At 63.9% G+C, this 17,802-nt stretch carries 11 protein-coding genes; 8 read left to right on the top strand and 3 right to left on the bottom strand.

Annotated features, from left to right (window positions below; translation table 11 throughout):
- Positions 1 to 172: 172 nt before the first annotated feature.
- Together aceF and aceE are read right to left on the bottom strand one after the other, a co-directional pair.
- Complete coding sequence (gene aceF, locus ACVWZT_RS07200) at positions 173 to 1,813, bottom strand: dihydrolipoyllysine-residue acetyltransferase (RefSeq protein WP_457468756.1); 1,641 nt, start codon at positions 1,811 to 1,813, stop codon at positions 173 to 175.
- Between the two features lie 13 nt (positions 1,814 to 1,826).
- Complete coding sequence (aceE, locus tag ACVWZT_RS07195) at positions 1,827 to 4,472, bottom strand: pyruvate dehydrogenase (acetyl-transferring), homodimeric type (protein ID WP_296234749.1); 2,646 nt, start codon at positions 4,470 to 4,472, stop codon at positions 1,827 to 1,829.
- A 383-nt stretch (positions 4,473 to 4,855) separates the two neighbouring features.
- Here aceE and glnE point away from each other — a divergent pair, with 383 nt between their 5' ends.
- From glnE to ACVWZT_RS07155, 8 genes are all read left to right on the top strand, one after another.
- Positions 4,856 to 7,789, top strand: coding sequence for a bifunctional [glutamate--ammonia ligase]-adenylyl-L-tyrosine phosphorylase/[glutamate--ammonia-ligase] adenylyltransferase (gene glnE, locus ACVWZT_RS07190; RefSeq protein ID WP_457468755.1), 2,934 nt, complete (start codon positions 4,856 to 4,858; stop codon positions 7,787 to 7,789).
- Positions 7,790 to 8,012: 223 nt separating this feature from the next.
- Positions 8,013 to 9,062, top strand: a complete 1,050-nt coding sequence (gene waaF, locus ACVWZT_RS07185; RefSeq protein WP_296234747.1) for a lipopolysaccharide heptosyltransferase II — start codon at positions 8,013 to 8,015, stop codon at positions 9,060 to 9,062.
- Positions 9,063 to 10,121, top strand: a complete 1,059-nt coding sequence (gene waaC, locus ACVWZT_RS07180) for a lipopolysaccharide heptosyltransferase I (RefSeq protein ID WP_457468754.1) — start codon at positions 9,063 to 9,065, stop codon at positions 10,119 to 10,121.
- Positions 10,121 to 11,245 (top strand): glycosyltransferase family 4 protein, encoded by a 1,125-nt coding sequence (locus tag ACVWZT_RS07175; RefSeq protein ID WP_296234744.1) that lies wholly within the window; start codon positions 10,121 to 10,123, stop codon positions 11,243 to 11,245. Before waaC ends, ACVWZT_RS07175 begins: the two co-directional genes overlap by 1 nt.
- Positions 11,242 to 12,048 (top strand): lipopolysaccharide core heptose(I) kinase RfaP, encoded by an 807-nt coding sequence (gene rfaP / locus ACVWZT_RS07170; protein ID WP_457468753.1) that lies wholly within the window; start codon positions 11,242 to 11,244, stop codon positions 12,046 to 12,048. The genes ACVWZT_RS07175 and rfaP overlap by 4 nt, the downstream gene beginning before the upstream one ends.
- Positions 12,048 to 12,782, top strand: a complete 735-nt coding sequence (locus tag ACVWZT_RS07165) for a lipopolysaccharide kinase InaA family protein (protein ID WP_296234741.1) — start codon at positions 12,048 to 12,050, stop codon at positions 12,780 to 12,782. Before rfaP ends, ACVWZT_RS07165 begins: the two co-directional genes overlap by 1 nt.
- Positions 12,779 to 13,531 carry a lipopolysaccharide kinase InaA family protein gene (locus tag ACVWZT_RS07160; RefSeq protein WP_457468752.1) on the top strand — a complete coding sequence of 251 codons (753 nt, stop codon included), beginning with the start codon at positions 12,779 to 12,781 and terminating at the stop codon, positions 13,529 to 13,531. Before ACVWZT_RS07165 ends, ACVWZT_RS07160 begins: the two co-directional genes overlap by 4 nt.
- Entirely contained in the window at positions 13,531 to 14,973 is a 1,443-nt protein-coding gene (locus ACVWZT_RS07155) for a lipopolysaccharide kinase InaA family protein (RefSeq protein ID WP_457468751.1), read from the top strand. The genes ACVWZT_RS07160 and ACVWZT_RS07155 overlap by 1 nt, the downstream gene beginning before the upstream one ends.
- Here ACVWZT_RS07155 and ACVWZT_RS07150 read toward each other — a convergent pair.
- Positions 14,934 to 17,735 carry a dermonecrotic toxin domain-containing protein gene (locus ACVWZT_RS07150; protein WP_457468750.1) on the bottom strand — a complete coding sequence of 934 codons (2,802 nt, stop codon included), beginning with the start codon at positions 17,733 to 17,735 and terminating at the stop codon, positions 14,934 to 14,936. The genes ACVWZT_RS07155 and ACVWZT_RS07150 overlap by 40 nt on opposite strands.
- Positions 17,736 to 17,802: the final 67 nt, after the last annotated feature.

Below are 17,802 nucleotides of genomic sequence, written 5' to 3'. Positions count from 1 at the left end.
GGCTTGTGGGCTGGAATCTGTAGTTCGTCTTGATTGTTTCGGCGCTCGATCGCACAGGCGCAAAACGTTTATCGCCAGGCAAAAAAAAGCCCCGCCAATCGACGGGGTTGAGGTACGAGCGTGGCAGCTCGAAAAGGGTACCGCCCCTCGCCGTGAGGGGCAGTGTGCAACGTTACAGCAGCATGGTGCGGATATCGCCCAGCACGTCGCCAAGACGCTTGGTGAAGCGCGCGGCGGCAGCGCCGTTGATCACACGGTGATCGTAGGACAGCGATAGCGGCAGCATCAGCTTCGGCTGGAAGGCCTTGCCGTCCCAGACCGGCTGCATGGTCGCCTTGGAAACGCCCAGGATAGCCACTTCCGGCGCATTGACGATCGGCGTGAAGCCGGTGCCGCCAATGTGGCCGAGGCTGGAGATGGTGAAGCAGGCGCCTTGCATCTCGTCGGCCGACAGCTTCTTGGTGCGGGCCTTTTCAGCCAGCGCAGCGGCTTCGGCAGCCAGTTGCAGCAGGCTCTTCTGGTCGACGTTCTTGATTACCGGGACCAGCAGGCCGTCCGGGGTGTCCACGGCGAAGCCGATGTGCACGTACTTCTTGCGGATGATGGCCTTGCCGCTTGGCGCCAGCGAGCTGTTGAAGTCCGGCAGTTCCTTGAGCAGGAAAGCACAGGCCTTGAGCAACAGTGGCAGCACGGTCAGCTTCACGCCAGCTTTCTCGGCCACGGCCTTCTGCGCCACGCGGAAGGCTTCCAGTTCGGTGATGTCGGCGGAGTCGAACTGGGTCACGTGCGGCACGTTCAGCCAGCTGCGGTGCAGGTTGGCGGCACCGACCTGCATCAGGCGGGTCAGGGCGACTTCTTCCACTTCACCGAACTTGCTGAAGTCCACGGCCGGGATCGGCGGGATGCCGGCACCACCGGTTGCGCCGGCGGCGGCCGGAGCTTCCTTGGCCTTCTGCATCATCGCCTTGACGTAGACCTGCACGTCTTCCTTCAGAATGCGGCCGTGCGGACCGGTGGCAGCAACTGCGCCCAGGTCGACACCGAATTCACGGGCCAGTTGGCGAACCGCCGGGCCGGCGTGAACCTTGGCGTTGCTGCCGGCAGCCGGTGCGCTGGCAACCGGAGCAGGGGCAGCAGCAGGGGCAGCTGCCGCAGCTGCGGCAGCCGGAGCCGCCTCAGCCTTGGCCGGAGCAGCAGCGGCAGGAGCCGGAGCGGCAGCCGGGGCGGCACCCGCGACTTCCAGCTTGAGGATGAGGTCACCGGTGCCGACTTCGTCGTCCAGCTTGGCGATCACTTCCTTCACCACACCAGCGGCAGGCGAAGGGATTTCCATGGAGGCCTTGTCGGATTCCAGGGTAATCAGCGACTGGTCGGCTTCGACGGTATCGCCGGCCTTGACCAGCACTTCGATGATCTTGGCCTTGCCCGACGAGCCGATGTCCGGCACGTGGATGTCCTGCACGCTGGCGGTAGCCGGGGCTGCGGCTGGAGCAGGCGCTGGGGCGGCTTCAGCGGCCGGAGCCGGCGCAGCAGCTTGCGCCGGAGCGGCGGCAGGCGCCTCGGGGGCCGCAGCAGCGGCACCCTCGGCTTCCAGAACCAGCAGCTCGTCGCCTTCTTTCAGGCGGTCGCCCAGTTTGACCTTCAGCTCCTTGATGACGCCGGCTTTCGGCGCCGGAATTTCCATGGAGGCCTTGTCGGACTCCAGGGTCAGCAGGCTCTGGTCAGCCTCGATACGGTCACCGACCTTGACGAACAGCTCGATGATTTCACCTTCACCGCTGCCGATGTCAGGTACGCGAATGAGTTCGCTCACTTAAAAATACTCCTCAGCAGTCCAGTGGGTTGCGCTTGTCCGGGTCGATGCCGAACTTGACGATGGCGTCAGCCACAACCTTGGGTTCGATCTCGCCACGGTCAGCCAGGGCTTCCAGCGCGGCCAGCACCACGAAGTGGCGGTCGACTTCGAAGAAGTGACGCAGCTTCTTGCGGCTGTCGCTGCGACCGTAACCGTCGGTACCCAGGACCTTGAACTCTTTGCTCGGTACCCACTGGCGGATCTGCTCGGCGAACAGCTTCATGTAGTCGGTAGAGGCGATGACCGGACCTTTGCGGCCGCTCAGGCACTGCTCGACGTAGGTCTGCTGTGGCTTCTGGCCAGGCTTCAGGCGGTTGGCGCGTTCCACTGCCAGGCCGTCGCGACGCAGTTCGTTGAAGCTGGTCACGCTCCACACGTCGGCACCGATGTTGAACTCGTCACGCAGGATCTTCGCCGCTTCGCGAACTTCGCGCAGGATGGTGCCGGAGCCCATCAGCTGTACGTGGTGCGCGGCTTCGCGGGTGTCTTCTTCGAGCAGGTACATGCCCTTGATGATGCCTTCCTCGACACCGGCCGGCATGGCTGGCTGCTGGTAGGACTCGTTCATCACGGTGATGTAGTAGAAGATGTCCTGTTGCTCTTCGGTCATCTTCTTCATGCCGTCCTGGATGATCACCGCCAGCTCGTAGCCGTAGGTCGGATCGTAGGTGCGGCAGTTCGGGATGGTGCCCGCCATCATGTGGCTGTGACCGTCTTCGTGCTGCAGGCCTTCACCGTTGAGGGTGGTACGGCCGGCGGTACCGCCGATCAGGAAGCCACGGGTACGGCTGTCGCCAGCGGCCCAGGCCAGGTCACCGATGCGCTGGAAGCCAAACATCGAGTAGAAGATGTAGAACGGCAGCATCGGCTGGTTGTGGCAGCTGTACGAGGTACCGGCAGCGATGAACGACGACATGGCGCCGGCTTCGTTGATGCCTTCCTCGAGGATCTGGCCCTTCTTGTCTTCGCGGTAGAACATCACCTGGTCTTTATCGACCGGCTCGTAGAGCTGGCCGACCGACGAGTAGATGCCCAGCTGGCGGAACATGCCTTCCATACCGAAGGTACGGGCTTCGTCCGGGATGATCGGGACGATGCGCTGGCCGATTTCCTTGTCCTTGACCAGCTGCGCCAGAATACGCACGAAGGCCATGGTGGTGGAGATTTCGCGGTCGCCCGAGCCGTCCAGGATCGCTTTCAGCGTTTCCAGTGGCGGGGTTGGCACGCTGAAGCTCTTGGCGCGGCGTTGTGGCACGAAACCGCCCAGGGCAGCACGGCGCTCGGCCAGGTACTTGGCTTCGGCAGAACCTTCTTCCGGCTTGAAGAACGGCAGGTTCTCCAGGTCGGCATCCTTGACCGGGATGTCGAAGCGGTCACGGAAGTGGCGCAGGCTGTCGACGTCGACCTTCTTGGTGTTGTGCGCGGTGTTCTTGGCTTCGCCGGCACCGGTACCGTAACCCTTGATGGTCTTGGCCAGGATGACAGTAGGCTGGTCCTTGTGGTTGACCGCCTGGTGGTACGCCGCGTAGACCTTGTACGGGTCGTGGCCACCACGGTTGAGCTTCCAGATCTCGTCGTCGGACAGGTCTTCGACCATCGCCTTGAGCTCTGGGGTGTTGAAGAAGTGCTCGCGGACGTACGCACCGTCCTTGGCCTTGTAGTTCTGGTACTCGCCGTCGATGACTTCGTCCATGCGGCGCTGCAGGGCACCGTTGGTGTCCTTGGCGAACAGTGGGTCCCAGAAGCGGCCCCAGACGACCTTGTTGACGTTCCAGCCACCACCACGGAACACGCCTTCGAGTTCCTGGATGATCTTGCCGTTGCCGCGAACCGGGCCGTCGAGGCGCTGCAGGTTGCAGTTGATGACGAAGATCAGGTTGTCCAGCTTCTCGCGGCCGGCCAGGGCGATCGCGCCCAGGGATTCCGGCTCGTCGCACTCGCCGTCGCCCATGAAGCACCAGACCTTCTGCTTGCCGGCCGGGATGAAGCCGCGCGCTTCCAGGTACTTCATGAAACGTGCCTGGTAGATGGCCTGGATCGGACCCAGACCCATCGATACGGTCGGGAACTGCCAGAAGTCAGGCATCAGCCAGGGGTGCGGGTACGAAGACAGGCCCTTGCCGTCCACTTCCTGACGGAAGTTGTTCATCTGCTCTTCGCTGATGCGGCCTTCCATGAAGGCACGGGCGTAGACGCCTGGCGAAGCATGGCCCTGGAAGAAGATCAGGTCGCCGCCGTGTTCTTCGGTCGGGGCCTGGAAGAAGTAGTTGAAGCCGATGTCGTACAGGGTGGCGCTGGAGGCGAAGCTGGAGATGTGTCCGCCCAGGTCCGAGTCTTTCAGGTTGGTACGCATGACCATGGCCAGGGCGTTCCAACGCACCATCGAGCGAATGCGGCGTTCCATGAACAGGTCGCCAGGCATGCGTGCTTCGTGGGTGACAGGGATGGTGTTGCGGTATGGCGTGGTGATCGCGTATGGCAGCTGGGAGCCACTACGGGTGGCCAGCTCGCCCATACGGGTCATCAGGTAATGAGCGCGGTCTTCGCCTTCTTTGTCGAGGACCGACTCCAGGGCATCCAGCCATTCCTGGGTTTCGATTGGATCGAGGTCTTGCATGGCTTGCTCCAGGGCGGAAAGGCAACCAGAATCGATTGCCTGAGTTTGCGACTGGCCTTATGGGCAGACGTCGTGAATTCTTGGATTACCGGGATGTCCTCCGGCGCCGTGTAGTTTTACTACATTTGCTTTCGCATTTCATGCTTTTACACGACAGGGGTAGTAGTAAAACTACATTCGTGCGACGTTTCGTCGCATGCCGGCTTGTGAGGAAAAACGTTCATGTTGGTTGGCATTGTGGCGCTAGCGGGTAATTCTTGATGGTTGTTGCCAATTTTAAGGCTGTTTCAGCTATTTCCAACTTTTGTACGACAGTCCAACCGTGGTCCGGTTTCCCCTTGGCCGCTTTTTCCCCTCTATTTCACGCCGATCAAGGATAGACCATGCGCCTGCCTTTGCCGTCCGATCTGCCCGCCACCTTGCAACCGCTGGTCGCTCGCAACCAGCAATTCCTTCGCGATGCCGTGGCGTTTCACCCGGAACTCGACCTGCAGGCCTGGGGCCCGGCGCACCGGCAACAGTTCGACCAGGTAGCCGCTGCCAGCGACTTCGTGCTTGGCCTGGCCCGGCGCGAGCCGGCCATGTTGTTTGGCTTGCTGGCCAGTGGCGAGATGGACCGGCCGTACGCCATGGGTGAGCTGCGTGGGCACATCGCCACAGCCGCCCAGGCGGCGCAGAGCGAGGACGAGCTGGCGCGCAACCTGCGTCGCGAGCGCAACCGCCAGCAGTTGCGCATCATCTGGCGCGACATCACCCGCCAGGCCGCGCTGGGTGAAACCTGCCGCGACCTGTCCGACCTGGCCGATGCCGCCATTGATGCGGCCTATCAATGGCTGTACCCGCGGCATTGCCAGCAGTTTGGCACGCCGATCGGCAACCGCAGCGGCCAACCGCAGCACATGGTGGTGCTGGGCATGGGCAAGCTGGGGGCGGTGGAGCTGAACCTGTCGTCGGACATCGACCTGATCTTCGCCTTCCCCGAAGGCGGCGAAACCGAAGGGGTGAAGCGCTCGCTGGATAACCAGGAGTTCTTCACCCGCCTGGGCCAGCGTCTGATCAAGGCACTGGACCCGGTCACCGTGGACGGCTTCGTGTTCCGCGTCGACATGCGCCTGCGCCCCTACGGCTCGGCTGGCGCACTGGTGCTCAGCTTCAATGCGCTGGAGCAGTATTACCAGGACCAGGGCCGCGACTGGGAACGCTACGCGATGATCAAGGCGCGCGTGGTGGCTGGTGACCAGGCCGCCGGCGCACAGTTGCAGGAGATGCTGCGGCCATTCGTGTATCGCCGCTACCTGGACTTCTCTGCGATCGAAGCGCTGCGCACCATGAAGCAGTTGATCCAGCAGGAAGTGCGGCGCAAGGGCATGGCCGACAACATCAAGCTGGGCGCCGGCGGCATACGCGAGGTGGAATTCATCGCCCAGGCGTTCCAGCTGATCCACGGTGGGCGCGACCTCAGCCTGCAGCAACGGCCATTGCTGAAAGTGCTGGCCACCCTCGAAGGCCAGGGCTACCTGCCGCCCGCCGTGGTGTCCGAGCTGCGCGAGGGCTACGAGTTCCTGCGCTATACCGAACACGCCATCCAGGCCATCGCCGACCGCCAGACGCAAATGTTGCCGGATGGCGAGCTTGACCAGGCGCGGGTGGCCTACATGCTCGGCTTTGTCGACTGGCAGAGCTTCCAGGACCAGCTGGTGTACTGGCGAGGCCGTATCGACTGGCACTTCCGCCAGGTGATCGCCGACCCGGACGACGACGACGGCGAAGGCGAACTGGTGGTAGGTGGTGAATGGTCGCCACTGTGGGAGCAGGCGCAGGATGAAGAGGCTGCGGGCCGCCAACTGGAAGAGGCCGGTTTCAAGCAGCCCGCCGACGCCCTGCGGCGCCTGGCTGCGCTGCGTTCGAGCCCGCAACTGCGTTCGATGCAGCGTATCGGCCGTGAGCGCCTGGATGCCTTTATTCCCCGGTTGCTGGCCCAGACAGTCGAACATGCCGACCCCGACCTGGTGCTGGAGCGTGTGCTGCCGCTGGTCGAAGCCGTGGCGCGGCGTTCTGCCTACCTGGTGCTGCTGACCGAAAACCCCGGCGCCCTGGGCCGCCTGTTGACCCTCTGCGCCGCCAGCCCCTGGATCGCCGAGCAAATTGCCCGCTACCCGCTGCTGCTCGATGAGCTGCTCAACGAAGGCCGCCTGTACAGCCCGCCGCTGGCGCCGGAACTTGCCAGCGAGCTGCGCGAGCGCCTGACGCGTATCCCCGAGGACGACCTGGAGCAGCAAATGGAAGCGCTGCGCCATTTCAAGCTGGCCCACAGCCTGCGCGTGGCTGCCTCGGAGATCAGCGGCAACCTGCCATTGATGAAGGTCAGCGACTACCTGACCTGGTTGGCCGAAGCCATCCTCGACCAGGTGCTGGCCCTGGCCTGGCGCCAGACCGTGGCCCGTCATGGCCAGCCCAAGCGCAGTGACGGCAGCCTGTGCGACCCGGGCTTCATCATCATTGGCTACGGCAAGGTCGGTGGCCTGGAACTCGGCCACGGCTCGGACCTGGACCTGGTGTTCATTCATGACGGCGACCCGCAGGCGGAAACCGACGGCGCCAAGCCGATCGACGGTGCGCAGTTCTTCACCCGGCTGGGCCAGCGCATCATCCACCTGCTGGCGACCCAGACCAACTCCGGCCAGCTGTATGACGTGGACATGCGCCTGCGCCCGTCCGGGGCCGCCGGGCTGCTGGTCAGCTCGCTGGGCGCGTTCGAGCGCTACCAGCAGAACGAAGCCTGGACCTGGGAGCACCAAGCCCTGGTGCGGGCCCGGGTACTGGTGGGCTGCCCGCAGGTGGGGGCAGCGTTCGAAGGCGTGCGCGCCAAGGTGCTGGGCCAGCCTCGCGATCTGCAGAAACTGCGCAGCGAAGTGAGCGAAATGCGCGCCAAGATGCGCGACAACCTTGGCACCAAGGCCACCGCTGCCGGCACCGCGGCCAATGCGTTCGAGCCCGGTGTGCCGTTCGATATCAAGCAGGATGCCGGCGGTATCGTCGATATCGAATTTATGGTGCAATACGCCGCCTTGGCCTGGTCGCATGACCATCCGGCCTTGCTTCGATGGACCGATAACATCCGCATTCTGGAAGAGCTGGAGCAGGCAGGTCTGATGCCGGCCAGTGACGCGGTGCTGTTGCGTGAAGTGTACAAGGCGTTCCGCTCTGCCTCGCACCGCCAGGCCCTGCAGAAGCAGGCCGGGGTGATCGACGCCGCGCAGTTTGCCGATGAACGCCGTGAGGTGCGGCGGATCTGGGGTGAACTGGGTTTGACTTGAAGGCCTGCGCCGGCCCTGTGGGAGCGGGTTTACCCGCGAAGAAGACGGCGCGGTGCATGGCACCGGCTTCGCCGGTGTTCGCGGGTGAACCGCTCCCACAGGGTCTGTGATCAGCGACGGATATGCCTGAGTGGTACACTGTCGGCCACATAGCCTGAATATAAAGAGGGGAGGCCAGGCTGTACTGCAGCCTGTCGCCTCCCCGAGTGTTTCTGGACCAAGCATGAGAATACTGATCATTGGCCCCAGCTGGGTCGGCGACATGGTGATGGCGCAGACCCTGTTCCAGTGCCTGAAACAGCAGCATCCCGACTGCGTGATCGATGTGCTCGCCCCCGAGTGGAGCCGGCCGATCCTCGAACGCATGCCCGAGGTCCGTCAGGCCTTGAGCTTCCCGCTCGGCCATGGCGCGCTGGAACTGGCCACGCGACGACGCATCGGCAAGTCCCTGGCCGGCCAGTATGACCAGGCCATCCTGCTGCCCAACTCGTTGAAGTCGGCGCTGGTGCCGTTCTTTGCCGGTATCCCGAAACGCACCGGCTGGCGCGGCGAGATGCGCTTCGGCCTGCTGAACGACGTGCGCAAGCTGGACAAGGCCCGCTATCCGCTGATGATCGAGCGTTTCATGGCCCTGGCCTACGCGCCCGGTGCCGAGTTGCCGCAACCGTATCCGCGCCCCAGCCTGCAGATCGAAGCACAGAGCCGCGATGCCGCCCTGGCCAAGTTCGGCCTGGAGCTGGACCGCCCGGTGCTGGCGCTGTGCCCCGGCGCCGAGTTCGGCGAGGCCAAGCGCTGGCCGGCCGAGCACTATGCCAGCGTGGCCGATGCAATGATCCGTCAAGGCTGGCAGGTATGGCTGTTCGGCTCGAAGAACGATCACCCGGTCGGTGAGCAGATCCGCGACCGGCTGATCCCGGGCCTGCGTGAAGAGTCGTCCAACCTGGCCGGGGAAACTTCGCTGGCCGAGGCCATCGACCTGATGTCCTGCGCCGACGCCGTGGTGTCCAACGACTCTGGCCTGATGCACGTGGCCGCAGCCCTGAACCGGCCGCTGGTGGCAGTGTACGGCTCGACATCGCCGGGCTTCACCCCGCCGCTGGCCGAGCACGTGGAGGTGGTGCGCACCGGCATCGAGTGCAGCCCGTGCTTCGACCGTACCTGCCGCTTCGGCCATTACAACTGCCTGCGCCTTCTGGAGCCGGGCAACGTCGTTACCGCCCTGCACCGCCTGAGCGGGCCGGAGCTGATCGATACCGTGGCCGAGGTCGACTAAGTGCGGGTACTGATCATCAAGACCTCGTCGCTGGGTGATGTGATCCACACCCTGCCGGCGCTTACCGATGCCGCCCACGCCATTCCCGGTATCCGCTTCGACTGGGTGGTGGAAGAAGGCTTCGCCGAAATCCCCAGCTGGCACCCGGCGGTCGACCAGGTCATCTCGGTGGCCATCCGTCGCTGGCGCAAGAACCTGTGGCAAACCATCAAGAGCGGCGAGTGGAAAGCGTTCAAGCAACGAATGCGCGAGCGCCAGTACGATCTGGTGATCGACGCCCAGGGCCTGGTCAAGTCGGCCTGGCTGACCCGCTACGTAAAAGCGCCGGTGGCTGGGCTGGATCGCTACTCGGCCCGCGAAGGCTGGGCCAGCCGCTTTTATGATCGGCGCCTGTCGGTTGCCGTCGGCCAGCATGCAGTAGAACGGGTACGCCAGCTGTTCGCCATGGCCCTGGCCTACGACCTGCCGGAAGGCATCGGCAACTACGGCCTTGACCTTGACCGCCTGCAGCTACCGCCCGCCGCCCCTTACGTGGTGTTCCTGCATGGCACCACCTGGGCGACCAAGCACTGGCCCGAAGCCTACTGGCGCGATTTGGCCGAGCGCATGGGCCGGCGCAGGCTGGAAGTGCGCCTGCCGTGGGGCAACCCGGCCGAGAAGGCGCGGGCCGAGCGCATTGCCCAGGGCTTGAACAATTGCCAGGTACTCCCCAGATTGAACCTGGCCGGTGTTGCCCGCGTACTCGCGGCGGCCAAGGCCTGCGTGGCCGTCGATACCGGCCTGGGCCACCTGGCGGCGGCCCTCGATGTGCCCACCATTTCGCTGTTTGGCCCGACCAACCCGGGGCTGACCGGCGCCTACGGACGGACCCAGATTCACCAGGCCAGTGACTGGCCATGCGCTCCCTGCCTGCAGAAGAAGTGCACTTACAAACCGAGCGCCGACGACCTGCGCCGGTACGATCTGAAACGCGAGTGGCCGCTGTGCTTCACTCGCCTGAATCCCGAGCATGTGGCGAGCCGCTTGAGCGCGCTGCTGCTGGCTGAGGATGTCCGTTGATGCAACTGGCTTTCGTGCTGTACAAATATTTCCCCTTCGGCGGGCTGCAGCGCGATTTCATGCGCATTGCCCTGGAGTGCCAGAAGCGGGGCCACCAGATCCGTGTCTACACGCTGATCTGGGAGGGTGACATTCCGCCAGGCTTCGAAGTGCTGGTGGCGCCGGTGAAGGCGATCTTCAACCACCGTCGCAACGAGAAGCTCAGCGCCTGGATGGCTGCCGACCTGGCCAAGCGCCCGGTCGATCGCCTGGTCGGCTTCAACAAGATGCCGGGGCTGGACGTGTACTACGCCGCCGACGGCTGCTTCGAGGACAAGGCGCAGACCCTGCGTGGCGGCCTGTACCGCCGCTGGGGTCGCTACCGGCATTTCGCCGAGTACGAACGTGCGGTGTTCGCCAAGGACGCGCATACCGAAGTGCTGATGATTTCCGAAGTGCAGCAACCGCTGTTCATCAAGCACTACGGCACCCCGGTGGAACGTTTCCATCTGCTGCCGCCAGGCATTTCCCAGGACCGCCGCGCGCCGGCCAACGCTGCCGAGATCCGCGCCGAATTCCGCAAGGAGTTCAACCTCGGCGATGACGACCTGTTGCTGGTGCAGATCGGCTCTGGCTTCAAGACCAAGGGCGTGGACCGCAGCCTCAAGGCCTTGGCCGCACTGCCATCGGCCCTGCGCAAGCGGACCAGGCTGATGGTGATCGGCCAGGACGACCCGAAGGTGTTCCAGTTGCAAAGCGCTACCCTGGGCCTGGGCGAGCAGGTGCAGTTTCTCAAGGGGCGCAGCGACATCCCGCGTTTCCTGCTGGGCGCCGACCTGCTGATCCACCCGGCGTACAACGAGAACACCGGCACGGTACTGCTCGAAGCGCTGGTGGCCGGCCTGCCGGTGCTGGTTTCCAAGGTGTGCGGCTACGCCCACTACATCGCCGAGGCAGACTCTGGCCTGGTGCTGGACGAGCCGTTCGAACAAGAGCAGCTCAATACCTGTCTGCAGCGCATGCTCGAAGACCAGCAGGCTCGTGCCAGCTGGTCGCGCAACGGCCTGGTGTTTGCTGAAACCGCCGATCTGTACAGCATGCCGCAGCACGCTGCCGACGTGATCCTGGGGCAGGAGTCCGCATGAAGCTGATACTGGCCGAACCGTTCAAGCACCTGTGGGCCGGGCGGGATGCCTTCGATGCCGTGGAAGCGCTGCAAGGCGAAGTCTACCGCGAGCTGGAAGGGCGCCGTACGCTGCGCACCGAGGTCGCCGGAGAGGGTTTCTTCGTCAAGATTCACCGCGGCATCGGCTGGGGCGAGATCTTCAAGAACCTGTTTACTGCCAAGCTGCCGGTACTGGGTGCTGGCCAGGAATGGCAGGCCATCCAGCGCTTGCACGAGGTTGGCGTGCCGACCATGACGGCGGTTGCCTATGGCGAGCGTGGTAGCAACCCGGCCGCGCAACATTCGTTCATCATCACCGAAGAACTGGCGCCGACCATCAGCCTGGAAGACTTCAGCATCGACTGGGTCCGGCAACCCCCCGAGCCGCGCCTGAAGCGCGCGCTGATCGCCGAGTTGGCCAGGATGACCGGCGGCATGCACCGTGCCGGGGTCAACCACCGCGACTGCTACATCTGCCACTTCTTGCTGCATACCGACCGTCCGGTGACGGCGGATGACTTCAGACTGTCGGTTATCGACCTGCACCGCGCGCAGACCAGGGCGAAAATCAGCCGCCGCTGGCGCGACAAGGACCTGGCCGCGCTGTACTTCTCGGCGCTGGACATCGGCCTCACCCAGCGCGACAAGTTGCGCTTCCTGCGTGGGTATTTCCAGCGCCCGCTGCGGCAGGTGCTCAAGGACGAGGCCGCGCTGCTCGCGTGGCTGGAGCGCAAGGCGCAGAAACTCTATGACCGCAAGCAACGCTATGGGGATGCACTCTGATGTCGGGTTGGACACTGGCGCCGGGCTATGAACACCTGGCGGCGGACTTCGGCAGCCTCGAGGCGGTATTTGCTCTGCAAGGCGAACGCCTGACCCGTGATCCGCTTAGCGAAGTGGTGCGCATCACGCGTGACGGGGTCAATTACTACGTCAAGCGCTACACCGGGGCCGGCAAGCACATGCGCCGTTACCTGGGGCGGCCGCGGATCAAGGCTGAATGGCAAAACCTGAAGCTGTTCGCCAAGTGGGGCATTCCCACCGCCGAGGTGGTGGCCTGGGGCCTGGAGCGCAATGGCCTGGCCTTCGCGCGGGGGGCGATGATTACCCGTGAGCTGCCACGTACCGAAGACCTGTCGGCGCTGGCCGAGCGCAACGATGCACGCCTGGGCGACCGCGCCTGGGTCGGGCATGTCAGCACCCAGCTCGCGCGCCATACCCGGGTCATGCACAAGCACCATTTCGCTCATAACGACCTGAAATGGCGCAACCTGCTGGTCGATGACCAAGGCACGCTATTCTTCATTGACTGCCCCACCGGCGACTTCTGGCGCGGTTTCATGTGGCGGCACCGGATGATCAAGGACCTGGCATGCCTGGACAAAGTGGCCAAGTACCACCTGTCGGCGACCCAACGCCTGCGGTTCTACCTGCAATACCGTGGCCGCGACCGGTTGAATGTGCGCGACAAGAAGCGCATTCGCCAGGTGGTGGGCTTTTTCGAGGGAAGGGAATGACCGATTACCTGGCCAGCGCGGACCACGCGCTGCTCAAGCGCCACGGCCTGGACGACTTCGAGGCATTGTGGGCGCTACAACTGGATGCCGTGGATGAACCGAACACCGGTCGTGGCGGCTGGAGCAGCGTGTTTCGACTGGAACTCGAAGGCAAGGGCTATTACCTCAAGCGCCAGTGCGACTACCTGACCCGGACCTTGCACCGGCCATTCGGCGAGCCAACCTTCGCCCGTGAATTCCGCAATATCAGCCGCTACCAGAAGCTGCACATTCCTGCCTTGCAGGCGGTGTTCTATGGCGAGCGCAAGCAAGGCGGCCAACACCGGGCCATCCTGATGACGCGCGCCCTGGACGAATGGGTCGACCTCGACAGCCTGCTGGCCCGCTGGGCACAACTGGAGCATGCCGAACGCAATGGCGTCCTGCAGGCCTGCGGCCAGCTGGCGCGCACCTTGCACAGTGCCGGGCAGGTGCATGGCTGCTTCTACCCCAAGCACATCTTCCTGCGCCAGCGCCGGGATGGCTGGGACGCACAACTGATCGACCTGGAAAAGACCCGTCCCCTGCTGTTCGGCATGCGTGACCGCCTCAAGGACCTGGAGCCGCTATTGCGCCGTGCCCGGTCCTGGAACGAGCACGATGTACGTACGTTGCTGGCCACTTACCTGGCGCAGCCAGCCGATGGCACGCTGGTCGATACCTGGCTGCAACGCCTGACGCAACGCCGTCGTGAAAAAGAGGCCCGCTGATGCGTTTGTCTGAACTGAAAGAGGCCGGGCGCAACCCATCGCTGCCCCTGAGCATCACCCTGGCCGACGCGGCCGGCAGCGCTGAGCTGCAATTGCTCAGCCTGTTGCGCGTGCTGCCAGGCCAGCGCTACGTGGGCGCCGGGGTTTGGCGCGGCACGCCGGTGTTGGCCAAGCTCATGGTCGGTGGCAGCGCCGCCCGGCATTTCCAGCGAGAACTGCAGGGCGTGAAGCTGCTGGCCGAGCAGGGCCTGACCACGCCGAAACTGCTGGCCGATGGCCTCAAGGAAGGCGAGGGCGGTTGGCTGCTGTTCGAGTTTCTCGACGCTGCCGAGAGCCTGGCCGATGCCTGGGCGGCAGTGGAAGACTTGCCGGTACTGGCCGATGAGCAGCACCTGGTGCTGGGCGAGGCGCTCACCGCTGTGGCACACATGCATGCCAAGGGCCTGTGGCAGGAGGACCTGCACCTGGACAACCTGTTACGCCACGGCGGCAAGCTGTACCTGATCGACGGCGCCGGCATCAAGGCCGAAACGCCAGGCCAGCAGCTGTCGCGCCCGCGGGTCCTGGAAAACCTCGGCGTGTTCTTCGCCCAGTTGCCCAAGCGCCTGGAGCCGTTCATCGAGGAGCTGCTGGTGCATTACTTGCTGGCCAACGCCGAACATGCGCTGCCGCTGGAAGCCTTGCAGAAGCAAGTGGACAAGGTGCGCAACTGGCGCCAGAAGGACTACCTGGAAAAGGCCGGTCGCGAATGCAGCCTGTTCAGCGTCCAGCGCAGCCTGTCAGGCCTGCGCGCGATCCGGCGCGCCGAAGTCGAAGCCATGCTGCCGGTGTTGGCGCAGGCTGACCAGTGGATCGACCGGGGCCACCTGTACAAGACTGGAGGTGCGGCAAGTGTCGCGCGCATCGAGGTAGGCGACCGTACGCTGGTGCTCAAACGCTACAACATCAAGAACACCGCACACTGGATCAAGCGGTTCTGGCGCCCGAGCCGGGCCTGGCATTCGTGGATCGAAGGACATCGCCTTGAGTTTCTCGATATAGCCACCCCACGTCCGCTGGCGGTGCTGGAGCAACGCGTGATGGGCTTGCGCAGCCGTGCCTATCTGGTCACCGAGTATGTTGATGGCCCGGACCTGACCGAGTGCTTCGCGCCCTATGTGGAGGATGGCAATGCCCCCGAAGAGCAGGTGGATGCGCTGGTGCATGTGATGCAGCAACTGATTCGCGAGCGTATCAGCCACGGCGACTTCAAGGGCCACAACCTGTTCTGGGACAAAGGCCGCTGGTCGCTGATCGACCTCGATGCGATGTGCCAACATGCCACTCAGCTCAGCTTCGCCCCGGCTTATGCCCGTGACCGGGCGCGGCTCCTGCGCAACTGGCCGAGCGGAAGTGGCCTGTATCAGCGGCTCGACCGGCTGCTGCCAAGGCTTGCCGAGTAGGCATCCGGCAACGGCAGCCACTCACTGCTGCGCCCTGCCTGGCGCACGCGGATTCGCCACTGGCCGTGCAGCCAGCGCAAGGTCGCCCAGGGCACGACCTTGGCCTGGGCGGCCTCGGGTATCTGTAAATGGTAGCGGTCGGGCAACAGGTGCCGACGTAATGGCAGTTGCCCGCTGCGGGTCTGCAGGTACAACTGATCGTGTGCCTGGAACAGACCTTCAGGTTCGCCTGCCAACGTGCCGTGCAGGTGCACCTTCAGGCGGCAATCATCAAACAGACGTTCCAGGTTCGGTAGGCCGTCGTACCACAGCAATGGCGAGTCGATCACCCAGTCACCGTTGGCCAGGCGCTTGATGGGCTGCGTGAGGTAGGCGTCGGGCACGTCCGGGTCGATCGCCCGCCAGCGGCTGCCATCGAAGGAAACCTTGTAGTAGCGACCGTGGCGGTCCTGAATGAAGTACTCGGACAATCCTTCAAAGGCTGATGCCTTCTCATACACTTGCTCGCCATGCACGCCGTCGATTCGATAACGCAGGGAGCTGGTTTCCGGGTTGATGCTGAAACGCAGTGGTAGCGGCAATGGTGGTTGCTTGGGCATGCCGCGCATCAGGCGGCGCATCAGCCCGGTGCTGGCCAGGCTGGTGCCGGCATCGTTGATATGGCTTAGGGCATTGTAGGCATGAGTCAGTACTCCGTTGAGGTCCTCGCGGCGATACGCTTCGACGCCGTTCCAGATTTCCAGGGCCATGCGCCCAAGTGAAAGCGGGATCATGAGCTTCACCGGTAGAACGATGCTGATCAGGTCCAGCAGGGTCCAGCTTAACGACAGCGCTTGCTCGGCATCGACCTCGGCTGTACTGCGGCTGTCACTGTCAGCCGCTGCCAGCAGGCTGCGAACTTCAGCCATGTAGCAACTGTAGAACAGGTCGTCGTTGATGGCGGGGGTTTGCAACTGCTTGCCCAGCCCACCGTTGCGCAGAAGATCCTCGACCCAGGAGGGTGGCAGAAGCATGAGACGTTGTGCGATATAGGTGCGCAGTGGTGGTTTGTCGCGAAGCAGCTTCAGCAACGCACGTGGCCCTGAAAATGACCGCCAGGCACGCCTGTCGGGTGCGTCGGGCGTATAGAGCACGAACGAGTTGACGCTGGGCGAGTTACTGGCAAGCAGCAGTACTCCCTGTACCGTATGTTGATTGACCAGGAGCTGGCGGACCACCACGGTGTGCCCATCCACGGGTGGGCGCAGGGCATTGTGCGGCTGTGCCAGTACTTGCTCTATCCAACGGTAGTCCCGTTCCGACCACGCCTGCGACAAGTGCCCTGCATAGCGCGCCTTGGCTGCTTCGGCGCGCATGCGGGCCCGATTGACCTTGGCGTGGGCGTGCAGTCGCCACCTTCCCGCAGATGAGTCGATCAGTTGGGTACGCAGGTAGCTCGCATAGCCATCCCCCACATTCAGACTTCTGACCAGCGCCTTGATGTATGCAGGGCTCAGTGCTGCTGGAAGGGTTGTACCGTCACGGGCCGTCACCCGCGCGGTCAGCCAGAAGTCATAGTCGAACCATGCCAGGTTGCGTACGGCCAGTTCATCCAGCGGATAACTCATGCGTACGGCTTCCACCAGCTCGCCATTGACCCTCTGGAAACCTCGCCAGGTGACGTAGCTCGAGGGATTCAGCGGGTTGATCCAAGGCCCGGTCTGACGCGTGTGAACGACGTTGACGATGATATTTGAAGGTGCAATCGTCAGCCCCAGATCGTTGCGCAGCCTGGATCGCACGCGTTCCCTGGCCCAGGCTTGCAACGTATTGGCCTGTTTGAACTGCCTGAGGGTAAGAATGCCGGGGGCCGCAACGCTTTGGCCGGCGGCAACAAGCTCCTGCATGCTTTGCATGATGTGAGTGAGCGCCTGCGGACTTGCCGAGCGTAGCCAGTCGGGAAGGTTTTTCTCAAGGAGCATGGCGTAGCGGGTATCGAGCAGGGCCTTGCTACCGGATTCCTCCGCAAGCGTCATGGCTTTGCGCAAATCGTCGCCGGCCACAGTTGCATTTGGCGGCAGCCTCGACCAGACGAGGTTGAGCCGCAGGCGCTGCGCATCGAGCAGGCTATCGACCTGATCCAGCAGGGGGTCATCGGCGTACCACTTGTAACTCAGGCGGTCGGCTTGCCCGGCGGTTTCGATGCGTCCTTCGTCTACCAGCAACTGCAGCAGCGGGGAGCGCTGCAGCGGGTCGTCGAGGCGTTCGCACAGTTCGTGGTGCAAGTCACCCAGTGATGAATAGGTTTCAATGCCTTGGGACAGTCCGCAGAGTATTACCGGGCCTGTCGCCTGGCCGGGCTCAAGGTCGTTACCTTCTTCCTGACCGGTAACGATCACGAACATGCCGGGGAGGCTCGCTCGCCATGCCGGGCTGCTGCGCGAGAGGGTGGGGCGGTAGGCCTGGGCGCGTTGTGCCCGTGGCTGGGCGCTGCGCTGCCAGGCGCAGGGCAGGTCGAGAAAAGTGGTGATGACGGTAGCCAGGTCTTTGCTCAGCGTCTGGTCGGCCAGGCGCAGGGCAATTTCGGCGTGCATCATTGCACGACGAATGTCGGCAAGCCGAACGCGTCGCGAACGGCCCTGGCTATCAACAGCGGCCCAGAACTCGGCAATTTCGCCATGCAACTGCTGGCGTGATGGCTGTGGCAGGCCAGGGGCCGGCATCTTTGCAAGCAGCTCCAGCACTTGCAGGTTCAGGAAGTCGATACGTTGCAGGGGTAGCATGCTGAGCTCCTGGCGAATGGGAGCAGGCATTTTGCGGGCCGATGCGGTGGCCGGGCGGTAGCTGGCT

This window comes from Pseudomonas sp. TE21394 (assembly GCF_054057835.1).
The sequence above is the reverse complement of the archived record's forward strand: the minus strand, read 5'-3'. Positions and strand labels throughout refer to the sequence as shown.

Coding starts and splice junctions, on each gene's coding strand:
- aceE (WP_296234749.1), bottom strand. CDS start 4,472: ATGCAAGACCTCGATCCAATCGAAACCCAGGAATGGCTGGATGCCCTG.
- glnE (WP_457468755.1), top strand. CDS start 4,856: ATGCGCCTGCCTTTGCCGTCCGATCTGCCCGCCACCTTGCAACCGCTG.
- waaF (WP_296234747.1), top strand. CDS start 8,013: ATGAGAATACTGATCATTGGCCCCAGCTGGGTCGGCGACATGGTGATG.
- ACVWZT_RS07175 (WP_296234744.1), top strand. CDS start 10,121: ATGCAACTGGCTTTCGTGCTGTACAAATATTTCCCCTTCGGCGGGCTG.
- rfaP (WP_457468753.1), top strand. CDS start 11,242: ATGAAGCTGATACTGGCCGAACCGTTCAAGCACCTGTGGGCCGGGCGG.
- ACVWZT_RS07165 (WP_296234741.1), top strand. CDS start 12,048: ATGTCGGGTTGGACACTGGCGCCGGGCTATGAACACCTGGCGGCGGAC.
- ACVWZT_RS07160 (WP_457468752.1), top strand. CDS start 12,779: ATGACCGATTACCTGGCCAGCGCGGACCACGCGCTGCTCAAGCGCCAC.
- ACVWZT_RS07155 (WP_457468751.1), top strand. CDS start 13,531: ATGCGTTTGTCTGAACTGAAAGAGGCCGGGCGCAACCCATCGCTGCCC.
- ACVWZT_RS07150 (WP_457468750.1), bottom strand. CDS start 17,735: ATGCTACCCCTGCAACGTATCGACTTCCTGAACCTGCAAGTGCTGGAG.